The organism is Mycobacterium sp. 1081908.1 (genome assembly GCF_001673535.1).
GTDB lineage: Bacteria > Actinomycetota > Actinomycetes > Mycobacteriales > Mycobacteriaceae > Mycobacterium.
Genome location: NZ_LZLY01000133.1, coordinates 1 through 26,106 on the forward strand (window position 1 = coordinate 1; position 26,106 = coordinate 26,106).

Annotated in this window: 24 protein-coding genes, 1 tRNA gene and 1 pseudogene; 11 read left to right on the forward strand and 15 right to left on the reverse strand. The window is 62.7% G+C overall.

What is annotated here, in order from left to right:
• Positions 1–65 (reverse strand): annotated as a pseudogene (locus A5655_RS28945) (hypothetical protein); the annotation flags it as partial.
• A gap of 869 nt (positions 66–934) precedes the next feature.
• Between A5655_RS28945 and A5655_RS28950 the strand changes: the two are divergent.
• A complete protein-coding gene (locus A5655_RS28950) occupies positions 935–1,828 on the forward strand; it encodes an alkaline phosphatase family protein (RefSeq protein ID WP_231999242.1) in 894 nt (297 codons plus the stop codon).
• A 125-nt stretch (positions 1,829–1,953) separates the two neighbouring features.
• Entirely contained in the window at positions 1,954–2,838 is an 885-nt protein-coding gene (locus A5655_RS21840; RefSeq protein WP_156764983.1) for a cutinase family protein, read from the forward strand.
• 5 nt (positions 2,839–2,843) lie between these two features.
• Here the strand turns inward: A5655_RS21840 and A5655_RS21845 are convergent, their stop codons facing one another.
• The 6 genes from A5655_RS21845 to A5655_RS21870 all read right to left on the reverse strand — a co-directional run bounded on the left by A5655_RS21845 (position 2,844) and on the right by A5655_RS21870 (position 9,776).
• Positions 2,844–3,989 carry a zinc-binding dehydrogenase gene (locus tag A5655_RS21845; RefSeq protein ID WP_067013669.1) on the reverse strand — a complete coding sequence of 382 codons (1,146 nt, stop codon included), beginning with the start codon at positions 3,987–3,989 and terminating at the stop codon, positions 2,844–2,846.
• Between the two features lie 58 nt (positions 3,990–4,047).
• On the reverse strand, positions 4,048–4,446 hold the full coding sequence (locus A5655_RS21850; RefSeq protein WP_067013671.1) for a YchJ family protein: 399 nt from the start codon (positions 4,444–4,446) through the stop codon (positions 4,048–4,050).
• A 99-nt stretch (positions 4,447–4,545) separates the two neighbouring features.
• Positions 4,546–5,718 carry a CaiB/BaiF CoA-transferase family protein gene (locus tag A5655_RS21855; RefSeq protein ID WP_067013832.1) on the reverse strand — a complete coding sequence of 391 codons (1,173 nt, stop codon included), beginning with the start codon at positions 5,716–5,718 and terminating at the stop codon, positions 4,546–4,548.
• Between the two features lie 17 nt (positions 5,719–5,735).
• Positions 5,736–7,259 carry an aldehyde dehydrogenase family protein gene (locus A5655_RS21860; protein ID WP_067013673.1) on the reverse strand — a complete coding sequence of 508 codons (1,524 nt, stop codon included), beginning with the start codon at positions 7,257–7,259 and terminating at the stop codon, positions 5,736–5,738.
• Positions 7,260–7,281: 22 nt separating this feature from the next.
• Positions 7,282–8,487, reverse strand: coding sequence for an amidohydrolase family protein (locus A5655_RS21865; RefSeq protein ID WP_082978803.1), 1,206 nt, complete (start codon positions 8,485–8,487; stop codon positions 7,282–7,284).
• Positions 8,488–8,549: 62 nt separating this feature from the next.
• A complete protein-coding gene (locus tag A5655_RS21870) occupies positions 8,550–9,776 on the reverse strand; it encodes a cytochrome P450 (RefSeq protein WP_197508765.1) in 1,227 nt (408 codons plus the stop codon).
• A gap of 281 nt (positions 9,777–10,057) precedes the next feature.
• Between A5655_RS21870 and A5655_RS21875 the strand changes: the two genes are divergently transcribed.
• From A5655_RS21875 to A5655_RS21895, 5 genes are all read left to right on the forward strand, one after another.
• On the forward strand, positions 10,058–10,747 hold the full coding sequence (locus A5655_RS21875) for a TetR/AcrR family transcriptional regulator (protein ID WP_067013676.1): 690 nt from the start codon (positions 10,058–10,060) through the stop codon (positions 10,745–10,747).
• A 203-nt stretch (positions 10,748–10,950) separates the two neighbouring features.
• Positions 10,951–13,299 (forward strand): CaiB/BaiF CoA-transferase family protein, encoded by a 2,349-nt coding sequence (locus A5655_RS21880; RefSeq protein ID WP_067013677.1) that lies wholly within the window; start codon positions 10,951–10,953, stop codon positions 13,297–13,299.
• Positions 13,300–13,302: 3 nt separating this feature from the next.
• On the forward strand, positions 13,303–13,503 hold the full coding sequence (locus tag A5655_RS21885) for a ferredoxin (RefSeq protein ID WP_067013679.1): 201 nt from the start codon (positions 13,303–13,305) through the stop codon (positions 13,501–13,503).
• Positions 13,500–14,615: an NDMA-dependent alcohol dehydrogenase gene (locus tag A5655_RS21890; RefSeq protein WP_067013681.1), complete on the forward strand. Its 1,116-nt coding sequence runs from the start codon at positions 13,500–13,502 to the stop codon at positions 14,613–14,615. The genes A5655_RS21885 and A5655_RS21890 overlap by 4 nt, the downstream gene beginning before the upstream one ends.
• 344 nt (positions 14,616–14,959) lie before the next feature.
• A complete protein-coding gene (locus tag A5655_RS21895) occupies positions 14,960–15,517 on the forward strand; it encodes a M15 family metallopeptidase (protein ID WP_082978804.1) in 558 nt (185 codons plus the stop codon).
• Positions 15,518–16,103: 586 nt separating this feature from the next.
• Here A5655_RS21895 and A5655_RS21900 read toward each other — a convergent pair.
• Positions 16,104–16,835 (reverse strand): hypothetical protein, encoded by a 732-nt coding sequence (locus tag A5655_RS21900; RefSeq protein WP_156764984.1) that lies wholly within the window; start codon positions 16,833–16,835, stop codon positions 16,104–16,106.
• 653 nt (positions 16,836–17,488) lie between these two features.
• On the opposite strand from A5655_RS21900, the gene A5655_RS21905 reads away from it, so the two are divergent.
• Entirely contained in the window at positions 17,489–18,082 is a 594-nt protein-coding gene (locus tag A5655_RS21905) for a recombinase family protein (RefSeq protein WP_067013687.1), read from the forward strand.
• A gap of 154 nt (positions 18,083–18,236) precedes the next feature.
• Here A5655_RS21905 and A5655_RS27430 read toward each other — a convergent pair whose 3' ends face one another.
• The 5 genes from A5655_RS27430 to A5655_RS21915 all read right to left on the reverse strand — a co-directional run bounded on the left by A5655_RS27430 (position 18,237) and on the right by A5655_RS21915 (position 21,865).
• The gene (locus tag A5655_RS27430) at positions 18,237–18,977 is read right to left on the reverse strand and encodes a DUF2510 domain-containing protein (RefSeq protein WP_082978805.1); all 741 of its coding nucleotides are present in this window, start codon (positions 18,975–18,977) and stop codon (positions 18,237–18,239) included.
• A 537-nt stretch (positions 18,978–19,514) separates the two neighbouring features.
• Complete coding sequence (locus A5655_RS28025) at positions 19,515–19,682, reverse strand: hypothetical protein (RefSeq protein WP_156764985.1); 168 nt, start codon at positions 19,680–19,682, stop codon at positions 19,515–19,517.
• Positions 19,683–20,006: 324 nt separating this feature from the next.
• Positions 20,007–20,183 carry a hypothetical protein gene (locus tag A5655_RS28955; protein ID WP_231999237.1) on the reverse strand — a complete coding sequence of 59 codons (177 nt, stop codon included), beginning with the start codon at positions 20,181–20,183 and terminating at the stop codon, positions 20,007–20,009.
• On the reverse strand, positions 20,180–20,377 hold the full coding sequence (locus A5655_RS28960; protein ID WP_231999238.1) for a hypothetical protein: 198 nt from the start codon (positions 20,375–20,377) through the stop codon (positions 20,180–20,182). The genes A5655_RS28955 and A5655_RS28960 overlap by 4 nt, the downstream gene beginning before the upstream one ends.
• A gap of 516 nt (positions 20,378–20,893) precedes the next feature.
• Complete coding sequence (locus tag A5655_RS21915; RefSeq protein WP_067013690.1) at positions 20,894–21,865, reverse strand: AAA family ATPase; 972 nt, start codon at positions 21,863–21,865, stop codon at positions 20,894–20,896.
• 833 nt (positions 21,866–22,698) lie between these two features.
• Here A5655_RS21915 and A5655_RS27435 point away from each other — a divergent pair.
• Both A5655_RS27435 and xerC read left to right on the forward strand, forming a co-directional pair.
• Positions 22,699–22,896 carry an AlpA family transcriptional regulator gene (locus A5655_RS27435; protein WP_082978807.1) on the forward strand — a complete coding sequence of 66 codons (198 nt, stop codon included), beginning with the start codon at positions 22,699–22,701 and terminating at the stop codon, positions 22,894–22,896.
• 5 nt (positions 22,897–22,901) lie between these two features.
• Complete coding sequence (xerC, locus tag A5655_RS21920; RefSeq protein WP_067013693.1) at positions 22,902–24,071, forward strand: tyrosine recombinase XerC; 1,170 nt, start codon at positions 22,902–22,904, stop codon at positions 24,069–24,071.
• Positions 24,072–24,114: 43 nt separating this feature from the next.
• Here the strand turns inward: xerC and A5655_RS21925 are convergent.
• Positions 24,115–24,188, reverse strand: a tRNA-Ile gene (locus A5655_RS21925).
• Positions 24,189–25,006: 818 nt separating this feature from the next.
• On the opposite strand from A5655_RS21925, the gene A5655_RS28030 reads away from it, so the two are divergent.
• Complete coding sequence (locus A5655_RS28030; protein ID WP_156764986.1) at positions 25,007–25,213, forward strand: hypothetical protein; 207 nt, start codon at positions 25,007–25,009, stop codon at positions 25,211–25,213.
• A 55-nt stretch (positions 25,214–25,268) separates the two neighbouring features.
• On the opposite strand, the gene A5655_RS21930 is transcribed toward A5655_RS28030, so the two are convergent.
• On the reverse strand, positions 25,269–26,096 hold the full coding sequence (locus tag A5655_RS21930; RefSeq protein ID WP_067013695.1) for a carboxymuconolactone decarboxylase family protein: 828 nt from the start codon (positions 26,094–26,096) through the stop codon (positions 25,269–25,271).
• Positions 26,097–26,106: the final 10 nt, after the last annotated feature.

Sequence of the window (26,106 nt, forward strand, 5' to 3'; positions counted from 1 at the left end):
GCCAGCTCTGTGGGCGCCCGAAACCCGTGCCGGATGCCTTGCGCCAGCAGCGGTTCCACGTCCCGGCGCGGCCGGCTCGGACGTCGCTCTGGCGTCGGCGTTCAGCGGTGGCCAGGGCGGCGGTGGGGGCAGCTCCATCCTGGTCGGCGTCGGCGGCAACGGCGGCAACGGCGGCAACGCCGGCGCCGGGCTCTTAGGCGGCCCCGGCACCGTCGGGGCCGGCGGGCTCCTGCTCGGCCGAAACGGGATCCCCGGGTTACCGATGAGCCCGAACCTGTTGGTGAACCCCAGCTTCGAGACGGCCGACCCGTCCGGGTCGGGCTACAGCGGCGTGACCATTCCGGGCTGGACGGTGAGCGGCACCCCGACGATCATCGCCTACGGCACCCCGCGCGGTTACCCGGGACCCTTCTCCATCCCCGACCTGCCGGGCTTCCTCGGCTTCCCCGGCGCCGCGCCCCCGGGCGGCGGCAGCAATTTCGCCGGCGGCGGGCCCGTGGCCACATCGACCATCAGCCAAATCGTCGACCTGAGCGCCGCGGCCGGCAAGATCAACACCGGCACAACGCCATACACGCTAAGCGGAATGCTCGGCGGCTACCTGGGGGACCCGTCCTCGGCGTCGCTGAAGGTCACCTTCCTCAACAACAGCGGGGCCGTTCTGGGCACCGGCACAACCACGTCGGTCACGTCGCTGGATCGCTTGGGAATCACCGGGTTCCAGGGACGGGACGTCTCCGGGACGATCCCGGTGGGCACCACCAAAGCCGTGGTGACCGCGACCTTCGCCGACCACAACCCGGTCCTCGGCAACTACAACAACGCCTTCGCCGACAACCTGTCGTTCACCGTCGGCGATCCGAACCTCACCCAGCCGACGCTCACCGTCCCGACGTCCAACGTCGGCCACCTGGATCACGTGTTCCTGATCTACATGGAGAACCACGGCGTCGGCGACATCCTCGGCAGCCCCAACGCGCCGTACATCAACGCGCTGATCAACAGCTACGGATACGCGAACAACTATTACGCGCTGGGCCACCCAAGCGACCCCAACTACTTCCGGGTCCTCGGCGGAACGGACTACGGGATCGACGTCAACCCGCCGCCGAACGTCATCTACGGAAACAACAACCTGATGGCGAAGATGGATGCTTCGGGCGTCAGCTGGGCCGGTTACGCGCAGAGCATGCCCGCCCCCGGCACCATCGTCGACTCGGGCGACTACGCCGTCGACCAATTACCCTTTGCGATGTTCAACTACGTGTATGCCAACCCCAACCCCGGCTACCTGCAGACGCACCTGCTGCCGCTGACGAATTTGGGCACCGATCTGCAAAACCCAAGCACCGCGCCGAAATTCACGTGGATAGCCGCCAACGAGTCGAACAACATGGAAGGCCCCGTCAGCACTCCGACCGGCGCGCTGAACTTCCTGGGCAGCCAGCTCACGACCCACCAGTACAACATCGCGGCCGGCGACCAGTTCGTCCAGCAACAGGTGTCCACTATCCAAAGCTCGAACACGTGGACCGACCCGACGCAGCACGACGCGATCATCATCACGTTCGACGAGGACTACAACAATCTGTCGCTGGGCATCGGCAACCAGGGCAACAACGTTCCGATGATCATCATCCCGAACGCGGGCGCGGTGAACGCCGCGACTGGAGCGATGCAATCCGGTCACTTCATCGCCACCACCCACTACGACCAGTACAGCCTTATGGCCACCATCGAAGACGCCTTGAGTCCTTCGCCGGGAGCGCTGGGACCGCTCACCGCGAACGACATGTACGCCCAGCCCATGAACGAATTCTGGAAGTAAAGACCGCCGGCAGGCGCGGCCGGCCGCGGAACTTCTGAACTCCTGCGGGAGTGTCGGATCGCCCAGGACGGGGCACTCCACCTTTGAATGCTGTTCGCGTCTCAGAACAGGCGAAAGGTGTCGTGATGCCGCACATAGTGATGACCGTGTCGGGAACCGGGGTCGACATGTGGAACACCGCGCCACCGCAACCCGCCGGCGTGGGTGCCGCGCTGGCGGCCGCGTTTCCCGACCTGTTCTACTGGCAGCCGGTCGGTAACTACCCGGCCAGCGTCTTCCCCATGGGGCCCAGCGTGGACGCCGGCGTCGCCGAGCTGAATAGGCTTTGCACACAAATCAATCCGCCAGCCGGTGTGCCGTCCTATCCGGAAAGCTCCATTATCCTGCTCGGGTACTCGCAGGGCGCTATCGTCGTGTGCCAATTCCTGCACACGATAGCGTGGCTGAATCCGCAGATCGCGAATCGAATTGTCGCGGTGGGTGTTTGGGGCAATCCTCTCAGGCTGCCGGGATTCGCTTCAGGCAACCAGTTCGCCGGGTGGCCGATGCCGGCCGACGTAGACGGTGTTGTCACCGGCGGCGTTTCGGGTCCGGCCTGCATGATGCCCGCAGACGTTGCGCCACACCTGCTCACACCGGTCAGGCATTTCTGGGGAGATTTCGTCAACACAATAGGAGTCGGCAACGATATCTACGCGGACGCACCCGTCGGTCCCGACCCGTGGACGGCCGAGGCGGGCCCGGGCGTGATCGAGACGCAGATCTACAACATCGTCCAAAATGCGAACAGCCCCAACATTTTCGCGATCCTCCGCGACGCGTTAAAGCTGGTGAACCCGACTACATCGGTCGAGGAGATCATCTCCATCACCGAGGCGATCTACAACGGCGGCATGTTCTGGGCGGCCGGCCCCAACGCATCCCACTACACCTACGACACGACACCGATCTATAACTTCATTGCCTTGGCGGGCCAAGAGACACAACCGTTTTCCACCAGCCAGGTTTGACGGTGCTAGGCGAAAGCATGCGGCGTCACAAGGAACTTCTCTCCGGTCGCTCGCTTGACGTATTCGGTGAACGCGCCGGGATTGAGCATGCCGGCGAGTGACACTTCCCGGGTGTAGCGACTCGCGAACGTCGTGGTGAGCTCCGCGGCCACCCGGGCGCGCAGCCGACCGAAGGTCGCCGCGTCAATGCTCTGAAGAAATGGGGTCAGCAGCCATCCTCCGACGCCCCAAGCCATCCCGAAATTCCTCGTGAGCACGGTGGGACTGGTGTCGAGCGCGCCGTAGATGTACACCTGCTTGTGCACGGCCGAACCGTAGCGCGAGTATTCCGCCGCGGTCGCGTTGGCCGCCTGCTCCATGGCGTTGAGGATCTGGCTTGCCAGCGTTCCCCCGCCCGTGGCGTCGAACGCAAGGGTCGCGGAGGTCGCCGTGAGTGCCTCGACGAGATCCGTCGGGAACGACGGCGATGCCGAGTTGAGGACATAGGTTGCGCCGAGCGACCGCAGCAGCTTTTCTTGCTCCGGCTTTCGGACGATGTTGACCAGGGGTATCCCGTCTTTCTGGCAGAGCTTGACCAGCATTTGGCCGAGGTTCGACGCCGCGGCGGTGTGCACGAGGGCGGAATGTCCTTCGCGGCGCATGGTTTCGGTCATTCCGAGGGCCGTTAGCGGATTGACAAAGGACGACGCCCCATCGCGGGCCGTGGCACCCTCGGGCAGGACCAAGCATGCGGACGCGTCGATCGCACGGTATTGCGAGTACATGGCGCCGCCCGCAATCGCGACGGTTTTTCCGACGAGGGCCTGGGCCGCCGGCGACTCCCCCGCCGCCACCACGGTGCCGGCACCCTCGTTACCGACCGGGAGCGACTTGTCGAGTCGCGCCGACAGCCCCTTCAGCGCGGCCTCTCCGACGGACGCGGTGACGACGGGACGCTCGGGTGTGCCCGCGACCGTCGCAGTCGTCATGTCCGCGCTCGCAATGAGCAGTCCCAAATCGGACGGGTTGATCGGCGAGGCCTCCACACGTACCAACACCTCGTTGTCGCCGGGCGCTGGAACTGGAACCTCGTGCAGCGAGAGTTCGAGCGCGCCACCGGACGTCACCAGTGAACGCAGCTCCAGGGCGGTGTCAGGCAAATCTGCGGCCATGGTGGGTGCCTCGTTCCTGTTTGGGGGGTGCCTTCAAGCGTCTGAACGCCAAATGCGACTACGAATCTTCCCCGACGGCGTCTAGGTAGAACCATCGGCCGGCTCGGCGTTCGAAGCGGCTGCGCTCATGCAAGCTGCCGGTGCGAGCCCCAGACTCGAACCGGGCCGTGAATTCCACTTCGCCGGAATCGTCGTCCGGGCCGCCCGCGACGGTATCGACCACCTCCAGACCGGTCCAGGTGATGGTCGGGTCAACGATCACCTCGGCCGGCCGCGTCCGCGGGTGCCACGTACGGAACAGATAGTCGGCGTCACCGTAGGCGAACGCCGAATACCGCGACCTCATCAGTTCCTCGGCCGATCGGGCCTGCAACTCGCCGCAGTGAAATCGTCCGCAACAAGCGCGATAACCAGCGTCACTGCCGCAGGGGCACGGCGGTCCGAGAAACTCGTCCATGTCACCAGTCTGCGGGACGTCGCGTCGTGCCGACAGATTGCTCCGGCCATACAGGCGGGTTGTGGGGCGCGCGGGGCTCGAACCCGCATCCGCCGGTGTTCAGATCGCACCCGACGACCGAAGGCGCTCCATTCCGGCCGCGTCGTAGCCCGCCAGGGCGCCGAGTAACTCTTCCGTATGCTGCCCAACGTGCGGCGCCGCTGGCGGTGCAAATCGTTCGTCGGGTTTTGTCTTGATGCACGTCCCAATCAATCGCTGCGACGTGCCGTCGGGCTGAGCCTGCTCGTAGACGAGTCGGCGAGCCTTTGCGTGGTCGTCATCGAACAGGTCTGCTCCCAAAAACGCTGGGGCTCCTGCGATATCGGCCGCGATGAAGAAGTCGCTCCATTCCTTGCGCGTGCGTTCTTTGAATATTGCCGTCAACTCGTCGCGCAGCCGGGCCTCTTCCCCTACATCCTCTCCCGGTTTCCTGCGCCCTGGTTCGTAGAGATCCATCCGGTCGAGTGACTCGCAGAATCTGAGCCAGAACTTGTCCTCCAGGGCGTTGAACACCACGTAGTTACCGTCGCCTGTTTCGTAGTACTGGTAGCGAAGCGAAGCGCGGATTCCCTCGCCGTAGGCCGGTTGACCGTTCGCCAGCGCCGTGAGGTGTTGAAAGTTCCAATTGATCGCCGCATCGACCTGCGCTACTTCGACGTACTGCGGCTTGCCGTCGCGCCCGGCGGCATGCAACGCGGCGAGTACGCCCATCGCCGCGTACAGCGGACCCGCCAGAACACCCGTCGTCCCTGTGGCCGCCCCCGAAAGACGGGGCGTCCCATCCGCGTCGATTATCGGCGGACTCAAGCCGGCGAAACAGTCGAAGGACAGCCCGTGCGTGGGTAATCGGGTGTAGGGCCCATAGCTGCCCATGCCATTGAGCACGCAATAGACAACCGTCGGGTTGACGGCGACGATGTCGTCGTAGCTGAAGCCCAGCCGGTGCGCGGTTCCATGACGTAATCCGTCGATCACTACCGCCGATGTCGCGGCCAGGCGGCGAAACGCGTCTTGACCGTCCGACGTTTTCAGGTTTATCGCCACGCTCTTCTTGCCCCGGTTCCAGTGAGAGTCCTGCAACTCGCCACCGGAAACCGCCGAACCGCGGAAACCACCGCCGCCAGGCGGCTCCACCTTGATCACCTCTGCGCCGAGGTCAGCCAGATGCCCGCCCAGCGCATCCGCGGAGAAGAGGGACACCTCGAGGACTCGTACATCCTTGAGAAGTTCCATCACGCGACCTTTCCCCGCTACATCATGGTGATCGATTTAAGCTCGGTGTATTCCTCGAAGCCCCAGCGACCCTGCTCTCGGCCAAGACCACTTTGCTTGAAGCCGCCAAAAGGCCCCCCGCCGTTGAACATGCCGCGCGCCGGCAGAGACCAGCCGGGGCCCTGCCCTCCCCCCGGATCGGCTCCTAGATCGACACCGGGTGCGACGGTTTGCACCATGACGGTGCCGGTTCTGACCTGCCTCGCTACGTTGAATCCCTTTGCAGCGTTGCGAGTCACGACCAGACCCGCCAAACCGTAGATGGAGTCGTTCGCGATGCGGATGGCTTCGTCTTCGGAGCGATAGGTCATCACCGCCAGCACAGGCCCGAACACCTCCTCCTGACATAAGCGCATGTCGTTGCGGCAGTCGACAAATGCCGTCGGTTCGTAGTAGAAGCCGCGTTCGAGATGTTCGGGACGTTTGCCGCCGACCACCAGCCGCGCGCCTTCTTGCAGGCCGGCCTGGACGAAGGATTCAACTCGCTGACGCTGCTGATCCCTGATTAGCGGACCGACGACGGTGGCGGGATCACGTGGGTCCCCGACCGTGATCATTGGGGCCATGGCTTTGAGGCCCTCGACATACGCGTCGAGCAGGCGCTCGGGCAACAGAAGTCGCGACGTGACGGTGCATGCCTGTCCGGCATGCATCAGCACCTGCCCGAATCCTATTCCCGCAACGTCACTTTCGGTGACATCGTCAAGAACGATGTGCGCACTCTTGCCGCCTAGCTCCAGCTGTGCGCGTTTCATCGTTGCCGCCGATAGTTCACGAATGCGCCGACCGGTCGCGGTCGAACCGGTGAACCCAATCATGTCGACGCCTTTGTGGGTACACAGCTCCTCCCCCACGTCGGCACCGCCCACAATCACATTGAACACACCGGGCGGAAGGCCCGCTTCCTCGCCAACCTTGGCCAGCTCCAGCGCGTTCATCGGTGTCCACGGGTGCGGCTTGAGTACCACAGTGCAGCCGACGGCCAAGGCGGCCAGGCACTTCTGAATGTTGATCGAGAAAGGAAAGTTGAACGGCGTGATGACTCCGACCACCCCAACCGGTTCGCGAACCACTGTCACGCCGCCCAGGCCGGTCGGCGACACCACGGGGCCGCCCGGTGTCTCCACCCACGTCACATCGTGTTCGACGAATTCGCCGTAGTAGTGGGCCGCCTCGATCGCACCGCCAACCTGAATCAGGTCGGTGATGAAGCCGGTCGAGCCGATCTCGGCGACGACCAGCTCACGAAGCTCGGCTTTGCGCTCGTCGAGGATCTCAGCGAATCGCTTGATGATCTTGGCCCGTTCCCGGACGGCCATCCATGGCCACGGCCCTTCGTCGAAAGCCCGCCTGGCGGCCTCGATCGCCATGGCCGCCTGCTTTTGTCCCCCGTCGACGACTCGTCCGATCAATTCCTCGGTGGCCGGATCGATGACGTCGATGGTGCCGACGGCGTTGTCGCTCAACCACTTACCGTCGATGAAGCTCTGATACTCCCGCATCAAACGAATCCGTCGCCGTTGACTACGTCAGCGTCGGATACGGGGCGGGCTCGAAGTCGAAGACCCGGCGGGCATTGCCCTGCAGCACTTTGTACTTGTCGAGGTCAGACCGACCGTCCAGTGCCTTGTGAGCGGCCTGAAGGGAGTTGGGCCAAAGGCTGTCGGTGTGTGGATAATCCGTTTCGATCATCACGTTGTCGACGCCGATGGAGTCGAGGTTAGCCGCCCCGAAGTCATCCTCGATGAAGCAGCCGTACATGTGGTCGCGGAAGAGCTGGCGAGGTGACTCCGGAAAGATCTCGGGGTCGGTGGGCACCGCGGCCAGGCGCATCGTGGCCGGATCAACCGACCAGTTGTTGGCGCGCAGGTACTGGTAGTCGGTGGCGACGTGTTCGGCGCGCTCGATGAGGTAGGGGATCCAGCCGATGCCGCCTTCGGCCAGCACGATCTTCAGATCGGGGTACTTCTGCAGCTTGCCCGAGAACAACCAGTCGGTGGTCGAGTTCGCCAGATTGAGGTTGATGTTGACCGCCTGAACCCCGAACGGGGCGTCGGGGGATGTGGTCGGGCTGACCGAGGACGATCCGATGTGGGTGCACAGCGGCATCTTCGTCTCGTTCACCGCCGCGAAGAAATCATCCCATGCCCCCGAGTGGATGGACGGAAATCCGAGCGGGTGCATGTTCTCCGAGAAGGCAATGGCTTTGGCGCCCTTGCCGGCGCAGCGTAACGTCTCCTCGACGGCCAAACGGGTATCCCACAACGGAATGATGACCATGGGGATGTAGCGACCGGGCGCCGCCGCGCACCACTCGTCGATGACGAAGTCGTTGTACGCCCGCACGCACTTGAGACCCAGATCGCGGTCACCGAGGTGGGCGAACATCTGACCACAGAACCGGGGGAAGAACGGAAAGTTCAATCCCGCGATCACATGATCCTCGTCCATGTCAGGGATGCGGGCCACCGGGTCGAAGTAGGCGCGGGGCATATCGTCGTAATTCACTGGCAGCGGGGAATACTCGGCCGGCCTTTGGTGAGCCGCGACCAAGATGCCTAGCACCGACGCGCGCGCTTGGTCGTAGACCCACGTATCGACGCCGTCGATGCGCTCGACGTGTGGCACCCGATCGCGGTCGGCGGCCGATGCGCGATCGACCCATAGGTTCGGGGGCTCGATGATGTGGTCATCGACGGAGATCATCCATTGCAGATCTTGCTTGTCCACGGGTTCCTCCCTGATTTCGCTATTACGCTGTCTACGAGCCGATGTGGGCTGCGCCGCACCCCTCACTGGGCGACGCGGACGCCCGGCGTGAAGACGACGGGCAGGGCACGATAGCCGCGGGTGACCGAGTTCCCGTGGAAATCGACCTTTGCCCCCGGCGGGATGGCGTAGTCGGGTATCCGATTCAGGGTCTGTTCGACGCCCGCCCGAAACTCGAGTCGGGCGAGGTTGGAGCCTAGACAGCGATGGACGCCGGCTCCGAATCCGAGGTGGCGATTTGTCTGGCGATCGAGAATGCACTTGTTCGGCTCGTCGAACTCGCGGCCGTCGCGGTTGGCGGCCGCATAGTTCACGACGACCGTCTCACCCGGACAGAACTTGTGGCCGCTTAGTTCGGCCTCTTCGGCGACGGAACGGTGAAGTCCGTGAACCGAACCCGCGAACCGGATGAATTCCTCTATTGCCGTGGGCATCAACCCGGCGTCGCGTACGAGTCGGTCGCGCTCTGCGGCATGGGTGCCTAGGTAGAAGAAGGCGAACGACATTGCACTAGAGGTTGTTTCGAGCCCCGCTTGCACCAGCAGCATGACATTCGCGACCACGTCGTCGAAGCTCAATTTCTCGCCGTCGATCTCGGCGGCGAGCAAGACATCGATGAGGTCGTCACGCGGCGGTTCGCCACGACGTTTGTCGATCTCCTCGCGTACGCGGAGGTAGAGGTTCGTCATCGATCCGTTTCGGATCTCTTCGCTCTCGCCATTGATCGCGAGGTCGGCCGTCTCGATGTAGAGCGGCACGTCCTCAACGGGCATACCGAGCAGATACCGGAAGAATACGATCCCCGGTTGCTGCCAGGCGACGTCGGCGAGATCGCCGCGGCCCAATTCGATGAAGTTGTCGATCAGCCCGTCAGTGACCGCGCGCACCTGGGGCTCCAAATCCTTCATCCGGCCAGGAGAGAAATACGGGTTGAGGACTTTGCGGAGCTGCTGCTGCCGTGGCGGGTCCAAGGTGATCACGATGTCGCCGAACGACATCGGGTTGCCTTCCAGACCAAGGGGCTTGCTGGAGAAGCTGCGCCAATCCCGCAAAATCTCGTAGCACTCGTCGTAGCGGGTGGCGACCCACGCACCCCCCGGCGTCGGGCCCAGGAATGGGACATCCTGGTGACTGAACGGTCCCGTCTCCCGCATCACCCCGTAAACCTCGTAGAGGAATTCTTGGTCGTTGAAATCCTCATGACGAAGATCGAGGTTCCGAGCGTGTTCCTCCGCCGATTTGCTCACCATGTGCAGTCCTTTTCGACGCCGGAACGAGGCGTGCGGGGGGCCAACATGCTGGCGACACCGTGGTCGCGCCACCGTCGATGTGCCATCTGCACCGGCCCTCGGGTTTCTCGCACATGCCGAAACTTGCTTTCGCAGCACAGTAAGTCGTCGATTACGCGGAGTCAAGTCGCACTCGATAACAGCCCGAGCCGGAAGGGTGGACCCCCGGAAACGGGCGATACGGCGGGCGACGCGTGAGCGAGCTTCTTCCCAGTTGAGGGCTGCTCGCTAAGGTATGTGTGATGACTGCAGGCGCGCGGCGGCGAGTTCGCGACAAGGATGGCAAACAACGAGCCCTCCTTGAAGCGGCTGCCGAGGTCTTCGCCGAAGCGGGATACGCGGCCGCGGCGACAAAGGAGATCGCGCGGCGCGCCGACTGCTCGGAGGCGATGCTCTTCCACTACTTCGGGGACAAACGAGGCATCTTCGAGCAAGTAGTTTCTCGACAGATCGCCGAGCTCGTCAGTGAGGCAGAAGAGCAAGTCGTGGCGAATCTGCCTGCGCGCTTCGAGGACTATATCGAGCAGCTTTTCTTCGCCAGACTACGAATCGATGACCGGGACAGCGGTGTTCCCGGCTGGGACATTTCCGGTCGGGCGTTGTCGGACCCGGACTTCTCGCTGCGTGTGCTGCAACCCAACCACGCACGTCGTACAGCCGTTATTGCCGAAGGCGTTCGCCACTATCAAGCTGCGGGGCAGATCGGGGCCGACGTCGACGCCGACCTGTTCGCCGAGCTGCTGGCTAACTTCATTATCTTCACGACGAGCCTCGGACCACGCTGGTTCGGGACCGGCGAGCCAGACATTCGCGCACAGATCGAATTGGGTTCACGCATTCTCGCCAAGGGCGTAAGCACATCGGACGGCAAGGCACCCACCAAGCGAGGCGGGCGGGCCCGACGGCCTGCGAAGGTGCGCGGCGCCGACTAAAAGCTCCGGCGAACCAACCCGACCGTGTTATCGAGTCACACTTGACAGCCTAGCTTTCCCGTCGCTAGCGTCGTTGCCAGCCAGGCCGCAGCCAAGCCGATTCCTGCTCGATCGGCATAAGCGTGAGGACAGAGGGTGGCGTGTGCACTCATCGGTGCGAGTAACTCGCTTCCGAAAACATTGACGCGGAAAGCTGCCCGGCGATGAACGCTCTGCGTGGAGTTCGTGTAGTGGAGTGGGCGACGGAAATCACCGGCCCGTACTGCACCAAGTTGTTCGCCGACCTCGGAGCGGAGGTCATAAAGATAGAGGCCCCGGACGGGGATCCGTTCCGCCGCAGAATCTTTGGTGATCGAGGCGACACCGGCGCGCTGTTCAAATTCTTGAACGCCGGCAAGGGTTCAGTCGTTGGCGCTTCACTGCCCGACGTGGAGGCCCTGATCGTTTCCGCCGATGTGTTCGTCGATTCTCTGGGCGCGGGCGCTCTCGACCGCGAAGCGCTTTCACGGCGTGCGCCACACCTGGTGATCGTGGCGTTGTCTGCGTACGGGTTGACCGGACCGTATCGGGACCGGCCCTCGACGGAATTCACGATCCAGGCCGAGAGCGGAACCCTGGCGTTGCGAGGCCGTCCGGACCAGCCGCCCATTCAAGCCGGTGGTCGAGTGTTCGAATGGGTGATGGCCAGTTATGCCGCCGTCGGGGCGCTGGGCGCATTGCGGCGGGTTCAACTCGGCGGAATCGGTGAAATCGTTGACTGCTCGTTGTTGGAGGCTTGCCACCTCAGCGCCAGCGGATTCGCTGACATCTACCACGAGCTGGCCGGTCGTCCCCCTTTGACCGTTCCCGCCCGACAGGTTGAGATCCCTTCCATCGAACCGACCGCGGACGGATGGGTGGGCTTCAACACCAACACCCGTCAGCAATTCGAGTCGTTCCTCGCGATGATCGGCCGATTGGACCTGCTCGACGACGACCCGGCGTGGGCACTCGCAACGACCCGCTGGGAACGCCGGGAGGAGTGGAATCGGATTGTGCGGGAATGGACGACGCAACGTTCCACGGACGAAATCGTCGCGTTGGCCTCCGATCTGCGGATCCCCGTCTCGCCAGTCAACAATGGTGAGACCGTGTTGGACCACAGGCAGTTCGCGGCGCGCGGCGTGTGGGGCACGTATGCCGACGGCAGCTTCACCCACCCGTTGGCGCCCTACCGGATAAATGGTCACCGACCCGTCCCTACCTGCGGCGCTCCTGCGCTCGGCGAAATGGCAAGCGTGTCCTCCCACAACAGGATTGCGGCCACCGCCGGCCGTGCACCGGGACTTCCGCTTGACGGCGTGCGGATTCTCGACGCGACCGCGTGGTGGGCCGGCCCCTCCTCCACCCACATGCTCGCCGCACTGGGCGCCGAGGTCATTCACCTGGAGTCGACGCGGCACCCTGACGGCGCACGGATGGCCGCCGCGGCGTTCGCCGATCAGGCCCAGTGGTGGGAGCGGTCGGGGATGTACCTGGCGACCAACGCCAACAAGCGCGGACTCACCCTTGACCTTGCCTCAGAGAAAGGTCGGGATGTCTTCTTCCGACTCGTCGAGTGCTCCGACATCCTGGTCGAAAACTTCTCGCCACGCGTCTTCGACAATTTCGGCATCACGTGGGAGACCATCAGCGAGCTCAACCCTCGAATACTTATGGTTCGCATGCCCGCATTCGGTCTCGACGGGCCATGGCGCAACAACGTCGGCTTCGCGCAGACGATGGAACAGATGACGGGGATGGCATGGGTGACCGGCCATGAGTACGACCAGCCGCGAATCCCCCGCGGCCCATGCGACCCCCTGGCGGGAATGCACTCAGCATTCGCGATGCTCGCCGGCCTCCGGCAACGGGACCAAACCGACCGCGGGTCATTCATCGAGGTCTCGATGGTTGAGGCCGCGCTCAACGCAGCCGCTGAGCAGGTCGTCGAATTCACCGCATACGGCAACCTGATATCGCGTCAAGGAAATCGCAGCCCTGACGCCGCCCCACAAGGGCTTTACGAGTGCGCGGGAACGGAACGATGGCTGGCCATTTCGGTCGCGTCCGACGAGCAGTGGCGCCTACTGAAGTCGGCGCTGGGTAATCCGGACTGGGCAGACGACCCCGCGCTGGACACCCACCAGGGGCGTGCAGAGGCACACGATGTGATCGACAAACACCTCGAGCAATGGGCTGGCCGGCAAGAATCCTCGGCCGCCGCCGAGTTGCTTATCGAATACGGCGTCCCCGCCGCGGATTTGGCAGACGCCAGAGTCGCTTCGATGCACCCACAACTTGCTGCCCGCGGCTTCTTCGAAAGTCTCGACCACCCCGTCGTGGGACGGCATCATGTGCCGGCACTTCCCTTCAAGTACCGCAGCGTCCAAAAGTGGTATCGCTCGCCAGCACCTACCTTGGGGCAGCACAACGCGAGCATCCTCAGTGAGCTTCTCGGTCTCGACGCCGCTTCGATGACGACGCTGACGGAACAGGACGTCATCGGGACCCGACCGGGCGGATTGGACTGAACGGTGAAGCTTCGTGTCGACGCGGAAATGTGCCAGGGCCACAGCCGTTGTTACGCAACATATCCGGAGATGTTCGATATCGACGACGACGGGATCGCCCTCGTCACCGTCACGGACATACCGCCGGAGTGGGAAGACCGGGCGCACCATGCGATCGCGAATTGTCCGGAGCGTGCCATACATATCGTCAAGGAGTCACCATGAAGACCAACGGAGCAGTTCTGTGGGGGCTGAACGAGAAGTGGTCGGTGGAAGAGATCGAACTCGATCCTCCCCAATCCGGCGAACTACTGGTCGAATTCGAAGCCACCGGATTGTGCCACTCCGATCACCACATCCGCACCGGTGACATGTTCGGGGTGAGCTTTCCGTTGATCGGTGGGCACGAAGGGGCCGGCATCGTTCGAGAGGTCGGTCCGGAAGTGCGCGATGTGGCGGTGGGAGACCACGTCGTGACGTCGTTTCTACCGGCCTGCGGTCGCTGCCGCTGGTGCGCTACGGGGCGTCAAAACCTTTGTGACTTCGGGGCAACCATCCTCGCGGGAGTTCAAGCCGACGGCACCTTCCGGCGGCGAGCCCGCGGCCAGGGCATCGGAGCACTTTCCGGCGTCGGCAGTTTCGCGCAGTGGGGCGTGTTATCGGAGGCCTCCGTGGTCAAGATCGACAACGATGTGCCGTTGTCACGCGTGTGTCTGCTCGGCTGCGGCGTCACCACCGGTTGGGGCTCGGCCGTCAATACCGCGAACGTCAGTCCCGGCGACGTGGTCGTTGTTGTCGCCTGCGGCGGGATCGGCAGCGGCGCCATTCAGGGCGCGCGCCTGGCAGGGGCGGAGCAAATCGTGGTGGTCGATATCGAGCCGAGCAAGCGCGACAAAGCGTTTCAGTTCGGGGCCACTCACTTCGTCACCTCGATGGAGGAGGCAACCCAGTTAGTTGGCGAGATTACGCGTGGAGTCATGGCCGACTCGGCCATCCTCACGCCAGGCGTGCTCGAGGGCGCGATGATCAACGACGCGCTCAATGCGGTACGGAAGGGCGGTGCCGTGGTAGCCACCGCCCTGGCATCGATGTCCGACGTGACGCCGACGCTGCCGCTGACGTTGTTCACGCTGTTCCAAAAGCGGCTCCTGGGCAGCCTGTACGGCGAAGCCAACCCGCGGGCCGACATCCCTCGACTTATCAGCCTCTATCGAAGCGGCAAGCTGTTGCTCGACGAAACCGTCACCACCGAGTACAAGCTCAACGACATCAATGAGGCCTACGACGACATGCTCGCCGGCCGCAACATTCGCGGGGTGATAATCCACGAGCACTGACTCGAAGAAAGCGAGCCAGGTTCGTCCTTCAGCCTGCGCGGCCGAGAGTCCGTCGCCGGTTGCCCCGGCCCGATGCCTCGGTTGCGCCATGGCCAACTCGCTCATCGGGGGCGTAACGATATTTCCGCGGCCGCCACTGTCGGCCCCGACCCATGGACGGCCGAGGCTGGCCCGGGCGTGATCGAGACGCAGATCTCCAACATCATCCAAAATGCAAACATCCCAGACATTTTCGCGATCTTCCGTGACGCACAGACGCAACCGTTGTCCAACAGGCCGGTTTGACGAGGCGCTCCCGCGGATACCCCATCGGTAGAGTGTCAGCAAACAGCCGGGAGATGAGGATGCGATCAGTTGCGTTGGCCGCCGCCTTTGCCGTGGTCTTCGGCTTCCTCGCGCCGTCGGCTCCACCAGGTCCGCCCACCACGCTTGCCGACCACGCCGTCCCGTTGGCTCCTCCCGCCGACCCCGGCGACGGTTCCCTGCCGAACGGGGGCCAACTGACGCCGTTCGACGTCCAATACTCGGCCATCGCGCGCCTCGACCCAGCCTTGTTGAAAGCGATTCAGGGTGCCGCCACCGCGGCCACCGCGGACGGCGTAACCATGACCATCACCTCGGGCTGGCGGTCGCCGGAGTTTCAGCAGCGGCTGCTGGACAACGCCGTGCGGACCTATGGCAGCCTCGCCGCGGCGCGGCAATACGTGCAGACCCCGGAGATGTCCAAGCACGTGACGGGCGAGGCGGTCGACGTCGGGGGCGCCGGCGCCGACCAATGGCTCATCGCCAACGGGTCGCGCTTCGGGCTGTGCCGGATTTACGCCAACGAGCTGTGGCACTTCGAACTGGCGGCGGACGCAGCCGGGAACTGCCCGCCGCTGCTTCCCAACGCGGCGGGGTGACTTTGATTTCCCGCCTCACCGGCGGTGCTGCGGGTGGCGGTTTTGACGAGCTTGTCGTCGATCCAGAACCGCAGCAACCCGCTGTCGACTTGGACATCGGAGCGTTGGCCGGCGTGGTAGCGGACGGAGTGTCAAGGATCAACCGAAACCGCTGTCACGCATCAGCCGAAATACTGTCACCCGTCATCAGAACGCGAATGTCACGCATTAGCCGAGGTCATCAACCTTGGAGTGGGGCGGGCGGGGCTCGAACCCGCGACCAACGGATTCTCGAACGGCCGATCCGGACGATTCCCGTTACACCCGGTTATACGTTGCGCGGCAATAATGTTCGCGCTGCAGGCAACCTAGCGGATCCGGACGTTTCCCAGTGTTTCGCGGTCATTATCGGTGAATAAACGATGGGCACTGGGCTGACAGGATTTTAACTGGCGACCACTTGACCCCCCAGTCACAGGCGCTGCGTGTTTGGATACCCGCTGGCACCCGTTGAGCTGCAGGTTTATCGTTGGCGCTGATGGTAGCGGCGAGCTGAGTAAGAATTGGGGTAAGGCCGCGCCGTCGGGAGCCGTGGGCGTTTCCCGTGTCAGCGCACAATCAGCGACGTTATAGCGCCTCCGAATGCTCCGAAGATGGTCGCCGATGCTGCCACAAAGACTTGATACTGGAGCACCCTGCCGCCCTCGAGCGTGCGAGCTACGTTCTCAGAGGTCGTGAGCGAGTCCTCAAAATCCTCATCGATTTCCTGCTGGCAGATCCGCGAAAGGTCCGGCAGTGCGATACCTCGGTCGCGTCTAGTTAGCTGCGACCTCAGCCTTGCACGACGTTCCATGTCGGATTGCTTCGCTGTTATCGCATCTAAAAGCAGTTCGCGAGCCTGCGATCCGGATCGCATCGTTTTGAAGAACCAGCCACGAATACCCTTGCGCCTATGGACCGCAATGAGGTTGTTTGCCATATTGGCGACGGTCATAGCCTTGGCCATACGCTGGTCATGGTCGCGCACAATTTCGTAGTACATCGAGAACGGATCCAGGAGCGACCGCGTAATCGCCTCGTAGGCCGCTTCTGAATGTGTTACGTCGGGATCGTAATAGAAAGTTACTCTGTCATACCCCGCTCCGGGATCGTGCCAGGAGTGCTCAAGGTCGCTGCTCAACCCTGACTTCGGGCGAATGTCAAAATCCGCATGGAAGGGACTGGGTCCTGTCGTCACAATGCGTATGGGTGTGTTCAGACGCCGCAGTTCCCGGCTCAAAAATTCGCGAACGAGGACGACCATTGCTGAAGGATCCTCCTCCGTCGCGTTGCCGTCCAATGGTCGAATGAACGTGACGGGCCCGTTAAGTCCGTCAGCTATTTTGACGTCGAATCGTTCCGCCCCTGATGTGGGGGAACCAAGCGTCGAGAGCCCAGCGTGCATCCTTCGCGGGATAATTAGGGTGAACCTGATCCAGGTAGCCGGCGCTATAGTGGGCACGAGTTCTTTTTCATCGTGGTCGGCAGATGTGCCCTCAGACCATCGTCTAAAGAGCGGTCTCACAGTGACTCGAAGATCTGAAATGGAGGCCAGTGCACCTAGCCCAGTTTCAAGTGCCTGCTCCCACTGAGTGGCATCTGGTTTGTTCGCGGCCTCTTCCGTGCTGAACTTTGGGACCAGCGATAAACATCCGATTCCCAGAGGTATAACGGTGGGAGAGTCTGAGTTAGCGGGCGCATTGCTTGATTCAGCCGACATAGCGCGAAGTCTAGGTGTCGGCTGCGCGAGCTCCTACTTCACTTGGCGGTGTCGGTCACCATTGAAGACTGCCCTCAACATCATTGCGGATTAGTCTCAGAACTTTAGATATGAGTTAGACCAGCAGATCCTATTGGTGCAGAGGAAAGCCCACGTCGTGTTGTCGCAAAACTCGCCTCAGAACTGTCGTCGCAATACTTGTGCTTCTGAGACTTTTGCGACAAACTCAAGCCATGCACTCCGCTACCGCTCCCCCGGGTGTTCAAATCGGATATGCCCGCGTCTCCACCGGTCACCAGTCCCTCGACCAACAACTGGACGCCCTCAGTGCGGCAGGGGTCGACCCTGACCGGATCTATCGCGACAAGTTGTCCGGCACGTCGACACGCGAGCAGCGGCCCGGCCTAGCGGCATTGCTTGACTACGCACGAGCCGGTGACGCAATCGTCGTCGTCGGGATAGATCGATTGGGCCGCAACGCCGCCGAAGTAATGACAACGATTCGCGAGCTGCGCGACCGGGAAATCGTGTTGCGGTCGCTGCGCGAAGGAATCGACACATCGAACGCCACGGGGCGCATGGTGGCCGGAGTACTGGCCAGCCTTGCCGAGCTTGAGCTTGACCTAGGCCGTGAGCGCCGAGCAGCGGCGCGTGAGGCACGTCGGATACGCGGCCAGCACATCGGGCGTCCCAAGGCGCTCGATGCGAAGAAAGCCGGCCTGGCGCAGCGGATGCACGCCAATGGTGAGTCGGCGAGCACGATTGCCAACGCCCTCGGCGTGAGCCGGGCGACGGTGTACCGAGTCCTGGCCGAACAGACCGAGTAGCCCGTTCACCTGCGATCTACAGGCAAAGGTAGTCGGCTTGCTAACCTTTCGCGCTCGGCGAAGAGACGCATCCGATGAAGCGAGCGTCGAATATCAGGTGCTATTTCGCGTCGACAGCCCTAGTCCGGGCGCGACTTGTGGCCTGCAACCAACGTTATGGCGTGCACCGGGCGGCCGTCCCCGTGTCCCCCACAGATGACGCCGGACCGCGAGCGACAAAAATGAACGTCCCACCGGTCGGTGTGTTCCAGACGCCGGATTTTAGCCGTATGTCTGACTTTTCGACGGAGACACGAACCATGTCGGCGGCGGTTCCCCACGCCCAGTTCGTGTTCGCGTGATGCTGCCCGTATTCGATGGTGTCGGGCTGTGACCGCCCACACCATGGCATACCGTCTAGCGGGTGGTCGATCGGCAGCCTAGCGTCCATGTCTGCAACGACTTCTTCATACGATGGTGTATGACCCGCCAAGCAGTCGAAGAATCCACCATTCGGATCGGTACATGCACTAGCGGAGATTTCCCATATCTCTTGGTTTCTGGATGGCGGAGGATCGGTTTGTAGCGATGCCTCGGGCGGCAACGCTATGTCGGCAATTTGCGAATGCTTGTCGGGCGGCGGCGGGCGTGTCGCTGAAGATCTGCCGCTATTAGTGCTTTGGTTTGACCCAGAGCCGACTATTCCGGCGAGCACGACAAGGCCGAACACAGTTGCCACTGAAGCACCGACCAGCAATATTTTCGACCGTGACGACATCGGCGGTCGATTATTGGTTTTTCGGCCCCAGGAATGATTCGTCCATTTAATGCCGTCCCAGTAGCGGTGACTGCCGCTTCCGCTCGGTTCTGGGTCTGGGTACCAGCCGGGTGGGGGCGGTGGTGCCGGTGTGGTCATGTTTTCCTCCTCTTCACCCGGTAAGGCGCGGTGCGTCGGGGGGCGACCTAGGCCAAAACGTCGGCGTGGGCGTAGAGGACCCGGTGGTCGCTCAACCCGAATGATAGTGACCGGGGGTAGTAGCCGAAGCGATACGCGTATCGCTCGCCGCGCCAGTTGTGCTACACGTCCGAAGTGCACACCGGGCACGGCTGGGGCCGGCGGCGCAGTCCCAACTCAGGCAGGAGCCGGTACTCGGCTTCGAAAGGTCTCTTCCGCTTCCGCCTGTAGCGCCGGATCGGCGCGTCCATCGGCTGCCCGCTATGCGAGCGGCGATAGTGGGTCGTGCAGTACCCGCGTGAGTGAGCGCGCCTGGGACAGCGGATCTCCTTGCACCTCACGGTTTCTGCCTCTCTTGGCTTCGCCTGGGGGGGACCCCGACCGCCACCGGGCCCGGACACTCCCTGCAAATCACCGTCTCTCTCCCCGGCCTCAAACCAGTCGAGCCATGCAAATGCAATTCGCTGATATACTTAAAGCAGCAGTTCAGAGCCCTATTTAGTCGGGCGCGGCGTCGTAATAGTCTGGCAATGGGACGAGGCCGGTGATGGCCGTGATGCGGTTAAGCTGCCTCTTCGTCAATGGCGGGGATTCACCCACGATCCGCTCGATGATCGCCCACTCTTCGTCTGTCCAGTCTCGTGATGCCCAATCTGGTTTGCCCATGGCGCCAAGTAAAGGAGGCCCCAATGCCCGAATGCAACGAAGGCTGCGGCCGTGTCGCACGCTCACACGGCTGGTGCAGCTCGCATTACCGCCTCTGGCGGGTCGGGAAGCCGCTCGATACCCCGATTCGTGGCTATCAGCGATACGAAGAAGACCCGGACGGGAAAGTTGTCCCCGTCCAGGCCCCTGCGCCGTCTCCCAAGCGCAAGCGCAAGAAGCCGTTTGAGGCGGAACTCGCTCTACTGCGCGAGCTGGGTCTCCGTTAGACCGCCCGTTGTGCCAGCTATGCCAAGCAGTTGGATGGCACCACTGGCACAGCGCGGCTCAAAGAGTGTTGGGGACCTTGCCCAACTTCGCCTCAATGACAGCTAGGCGGTGATGGAACGGCCTAGTGGCGTTCATATACCCCTGGGTCATCCTGAGGAGCTGCGCCGTCAGCTCGCGTCGCTCATCGAGCAGATCACCGATTTCGACCTCGGTTTGTCTGGCCTTCTGACTCATGCCTCCTCCCTGGTCTCGCGCAGGATCTGCTCCATGCGCTCGTACAGCTCGACAATCTCGTCGGGCACCGACAGTGAGTCGAAGCAGTCGTCGGCGGGACCGGTAACGAACACGGTCCCGCCAAGTGCGCCCCGGCCTTCCATCTCGGGGCAGACCGTCCACCAGAGGTAGGTAGCCATGGAGTTGAGAGGCATTCGAGCACATTGGACCGTGTTGAACCAGAGGGTGCAGTGCTCAGTCGAGAAGAGTTCTGGCTTGCCGCCGACGAGCCCGTGGAACGTGCGAATATCTTGCTCTATCTCTCGCACTTCATGGGTTGTGTCTGGCTGGATGATGAGCGCCCGTATGGGCGGCGCTGCCATTATTTGAGGGGAAACTGTATGGCTCACGCTTAGTCCCTAACGTTGCTCCGGTCGGCAACCGGCGTGTGCTACCGGTCCAGTAAGTTTTGCACACCCGAATCACGTTGTATAGCAGCATTTTTCGCTGATCTTACTAGTTTGGGTAAGATATTCGCAACGTCTCGTGGAATACACCCGCTCTTACCGAGCTTGCCAAAACCTACTGTCCGTTTGTCCGTTTCGGCGGTCCTTGCAGGTCACCCCAGTGTTCCATTGGCCGACTGAAAGTGTGCGGTCCTTGTCCGTGTCCGTAGATGTTGCGAACCGGACAACCGGACAGGATTGCGCTCTGCCACTGTCCGTTTCTTTCTAGTCCTTGACCTGCGCTGATTCTGGAAACAAACAGTCGGACAGCGAGTTTGGTGAGTAGCGTCCTCGTCCAGATCGCTCGATCAGTCCGTAGTTAGCCAGGCGGCGAAGATACGTGCCAGCGGTATCGGCATCGATGTCGAGTAGCTGGGAAACGTCGGCCGGGGAAGTGATGTCTCGCGAATTAACCAGCGCAAGAATGCTTTCCATCTTCTGCCCCAGCCGTGGACCCTGCACGTGCGCCGCAGCCTCGCTGAGGGCTGTTCCGTTTGGAGTCCAGATTCCATCAGCAAAAAGGAGGTTGTAGCCGGCTTCAACCACATCACGACCTGTAATCCTCAACAATGCATTGCTCTCGGTGCGTTCACGCGTGAGGACCATCACGAAATCAGCAGCACCCATCAGCCCGTTGGTGCCCGACGCCAACTCCAGGAAGTCTTCGCTTTCGCCCTTACGGGTGTGGTGGACGCCAAGGACTGTAGCGCCGAGATCGGCAATCGCCTTGAGGGAGCTGCCGAACTGGTAGTCCTCGCGGTAGATGTCGGCGCGCGGTCCACGCGTCGGCCGGATACGGGCGAGGGTGTCGATGACGATCACCGGGTTCTTGCCCGCATGGTCCGTGGCGAACTGCTTCGCCGCCCCTGACGCATCCAGCGCGTCGGTCCGCAGGAGCAGGGCCTCGGGCGCGGGCTGGCCGTCGAGGATACGGCGCTGACGCTCCTGTAGACGTCGCTGACCGTCTTCCAGCGCCAGGTACAGGACAGGCCGCTGCTCCACCGGTACGTCCAGGAACGACGTACCCGAAGCGACTGCCAGGCCGAGATTCAGCACCAGCCACGATTTGCCGATCTTCGGTGCCGCCGCCAGGATGCCAAACCCTTCCGGCAACACCCCCGGCACCGCCCACGACAACGGCGGAATGTCGGTGTCGTCCAACTGCGCGGCTGTGATCCCGCCAACCATCACGCTCATGCCAGCCCTACATATTGCCCGGTCTCCGACCAACGGCAGCCGAGGTCGTGGCGTCCCTCAAGGGTCCAGACACCATGGTCTCGGCAACAAAATCGGTAGGACGCGTTGCAATCTGGGCAAGACCGAGTATCCCCGCACTGTGCCGCTGTTATGACTGCACAGCGGCCCTGGCTGGCTTGGATGTCCAAATCCCCAATCCCCGGATCGTCTAGCGGTCTGGTGGGATCTCGCCGTTCAACTCGATCGTGGGTGCTCGTAAACTGCCGCCTTCGATGCTTCCCAGTTCGCACGCTGCCCGCGATCGCGTCGCCGCCAGCATTTGGCGCCTCGTCTGCCTCCAGGTCGTTGGCACCTTCAAGGCAGACCCACATTTCGATGGATCCGTCCGAGAACTGGCAACCGACAAGCTCGACTTCTACCGGGTCAATCGAGGTTGTTTCAACCGTCCACCTTGGACCTCCGAAATGCCGGATCCAGTATTTCCGGCCGCACGTTCCTTCGTGGAGGTCCCACTCACCGACCCATTTCGCGTCGGATGGTGCCGGAACGTCTGGGAAGTCACTGGCTACGCCCAAACCCTCGCCGTCTTCGCCTGGGGTGTCTCGAACAAAATGGATCATCGATCCGCTCCTATCTTGTCGTCGCGGTCAAGCCCAGATGGTCGTTGATATGTGAGAACCGTTCTCGCACAGATGGTTAACGGATATCACGCTCAATCGGACCCATCGCGGCAGCCGCTGCCTTTGCCAACACCGCTACCGTAGATCGACCCGTTTGACGAAAAGACATCCATTCCCGTTTCACCTCAAACTGCTTGGGATTCAATAGGACGCATGACAAACACATCAGAAGTGGTATGGCTCAGCCGGAAAGAACTTGCTGAGCGTCTCGGCGTGCCGCCTAAGACGCCGGCCGAGTGGGCTACCAGGGGCACCGGACCGAAGTATGCGCGGTTCGGACGCCATGTCCGCTACCGGCTCAGTGATGTCATCGCTTGGGAGGACGAGCGGCTGGCCGAGGTAGCGAGCTAGACACGATGGCAGGCAGACCTCCGTTGCGGATCGGGCAGCACGGCAAGATCAACCGCACGAAACTCAGCAACGGCGCGTGGCTGGCACGATGCCGATATCGCAGCACAGACGGCGTCACTCGGATCGTTGAGAGGCGCGGTCCTGCCGACGAGTTCGACCAGTACGGCAAGTTGGCCGAGGATGCACTCATTCAGGCTCTGAAGGATTTCAGACCGCCATCAGTGGCCGACGAGATCACTCTTGATACGCCGCTCAGTGCGCTGATCGAGCACCACCTGGAACGGTTGGCGGAAGACGGCCGCTCCCCCGCAACCATCTCGACCTATAAGTTCGCCGCAAGGAAGCTCAACAAGTTCGTCGGGGCCGTTCGAGTACACGAGGCCACACCGGCCCGAATCGACGCCGCCATTCGGTCGATGCGCACTGCGCATGGGGCGACGATGGCACGCCAAGCCAAGACCATACTTCGCGGTGCACTGCAGCTTGCCGTGATGGCGAGCGTCCTGAGCGCAAACCCGACGCGCGATGTTCAGCCAATTAAGTGCAAGGCACCCCCAAAGGGGGCGACCGCCCTGACGGGAGAGCAGTTGCGTGAGCTGCTGGCGAATTTGAGCGCATCGGCCTACTGCGAGGATCACGACCTGGCCGACCCGATCACATTGTTGATCGCGACAGGGCTACGCCGGTCAGAGCTCTTGGCGCTGCGATGGGTCGACTTCGACGCCGAGGCTCGCAGGCTGGCGGTCACCGGAAAGCTCGTCCGAGCGACGGGCCACGGATTGAGCCGCATCGAAGACACCAAGAGTGCAGCCGGTAAGCGGACACTTCCGCTGCCCCAGTTCGCGGTGGACGCGCTAAAGCTGCGCCATGGGCGGCCGTTCATCGGCGAACTGCCCATGATTTTCCCGTCAACCGCAGGCACCTGGCGTGACCCCAACAACTTCGGCAAGCAATGGCGCACGGTACGTGAGGATTTAGGCGTAGCCGAGATAACCACCCACAGCTTCCGGAAGACCGTTGCCACGCTGATAGACGACGCCGGCTTGTCTCCACGCGTGGGAGCCGACCAACTAGGCCATAGCAAGGTGTCGATGACGCAGGACACGTATATGGCGAGGGGCCGTGTCCACACCGAGGTTGCCGAGCTGTTGGACTGGGCTATTAGCGATGAATAAACGATGGATCACACCCACTTGGAACCCAAAATGGCCTCTGAAGTGGGGCGGGCGGGGCTCGAACCCGCGACCAACGGATTATGAGTCCGCGGCTCTAACCAACTGAGCTACCGCCCCCGGTCTGGTTAAGGTGCGAACATCACCCTAGCGCTCACCGTCGATGCCCAGCGGTGGTGTGGGGCGTCAAGCGCCCGCGAGCAATGACGGCGTCGATGGCGAGCCGCCATTACGGCTCGCTAAATTGTTGCGCATTGTTTCGGCGCCCTCACACCATTGCCATTACCGAAGTGAGCCGCGATCGGTTTCCCAACGAAGACTGTGCGCGCGAGCCAGCCGGTTCGCAGCAAAAAAGACGTTGAGCGCGACTGCGAAATCGGGGCTATGGGCGCCGCCCCGCCGTCGATGCCGATCATGTCTCGATCGCGGGTCGCCGTTCGCTCGTGCACGAGCCCGTAAACGACTTGTGGTGCAGCGGCTCTGGCCGTGGAATTCCAGACTTGACGGACCCCATCGTGCCGATAACCGCGGACCCGTTGACTTGTGAAAAAGCCCCCGCTAACGCGAACTTAACGCGGTGCGGCAATCGTAGAGTTCTTTGCCCGCAACGGTGGCGCTGCCTTGCCTTCACGCAGGTCAGAAGCAGGAGTACTTCGTGACGACTTCCGGCGGGCGGCGGCGATCTGCGGCTTTGCCTCGACGGGGCGGGACTTGCGGCTTCGATTGCGGCCCAACGACTTACGTCCGACTGTCACTTCCGAACGCACCGTCCGGCTAAACGAAAAACAATTCAATCGCCAGCTAACGGCTGAAACAAAAGAGTTTTTTTGCTTTACTTTCCCGTTACCCTCTTCGGCGCTCGGTGGCGATTCCCGGGCGCACACTCCCACTAATGCGCGCATTACCAACAGTCAATGAAGCCTGAGAGGAAATAGCGAATGAGCAGAACAACGGCCGACTGTCCCCGACGCCTTGGTGCGCGAACCGCTTTTGCCGCGCTCGCCATCGCCGCCATGGCCGCGGCACCGGTGGTGGCTATCGCCGAGGCAACGCACCCGGCCAAGGCCACGGTGAGCGCCGACCCCAGCGACGTCGATTACAACTTCGTTGGTGACCCAGGCGCCGGTGGTGGTGGCGGCGGCTAATCCGTGACTCGGACCGACAATGGTGCCGCGCCCGGCGCGGCGCCATTGTCGTGCGTCAGCTGAACACCGTCTGTCCGTCAACGTCGAGCAGGTACCGCTCGGTGCCCTCCTCGACCCGCGGGGCGTCGGCGCCCAGCGACACGGCGACCTTGTTGCTGGCGTTGCGCATGACGTCGAAGGTGAGCTCGACGGCCTCTGCCTCGGAAAACCCTGAGCGCACCTCGGCGGCAACGTCGGCGACGAGGTGCGCAGGGGTCCAAACTAACCCATCGGTGTAGCGCAGCGCTGCTTTAGCGCGGCGGGTTAACCGACTTGAGTCCTCGTAGCGCTCGATGTCGCCGTACAGCGACTCCGATCCCCCGGCGTCCAGCGCGGTGGCCTCGCGCAGCGATTTGCACAGCCGGCAGTTGTGCTGCGCGGCGCCGCGCAGCCGGACCAGCTCGGCGGTCACGGGGTCCACGGCGCGCATCCGGGCCACCGCGGGAAGGAACTCGTTGAACACGAGGTCCGAGGGCTCGGTGGTGTGGTCCCAGTCGACCGGCCCGCTCACCCAGCCGAGGTGCTCGGAGCCGACGCCCAGCGCCTCCAGGCCGGCGCGCACCCGCGGCACGAAATCGGCGATGTACATCTGCGTGACCACGCTGAAGGTGCTGTCCCCCAGCTGTTTCCACAATCGGGACCGCTGATCCCCGGTGATCGCCGAGACGTCGGCGCTGAACTGCTCGGCGAACTCCGCGACGACGGCCTCGGCCTCCGACGCCGGCTCAAAAACCTCGACCGCGGAGGGCAACGGCGGCAGCGACAACGTCTGCGCGCACACCCGCCGGACCAAACCCGCAAGACGCCCGTCGCCCGGGGACAAAGCCACCAACTGGGTCAGCATTTGTCACACG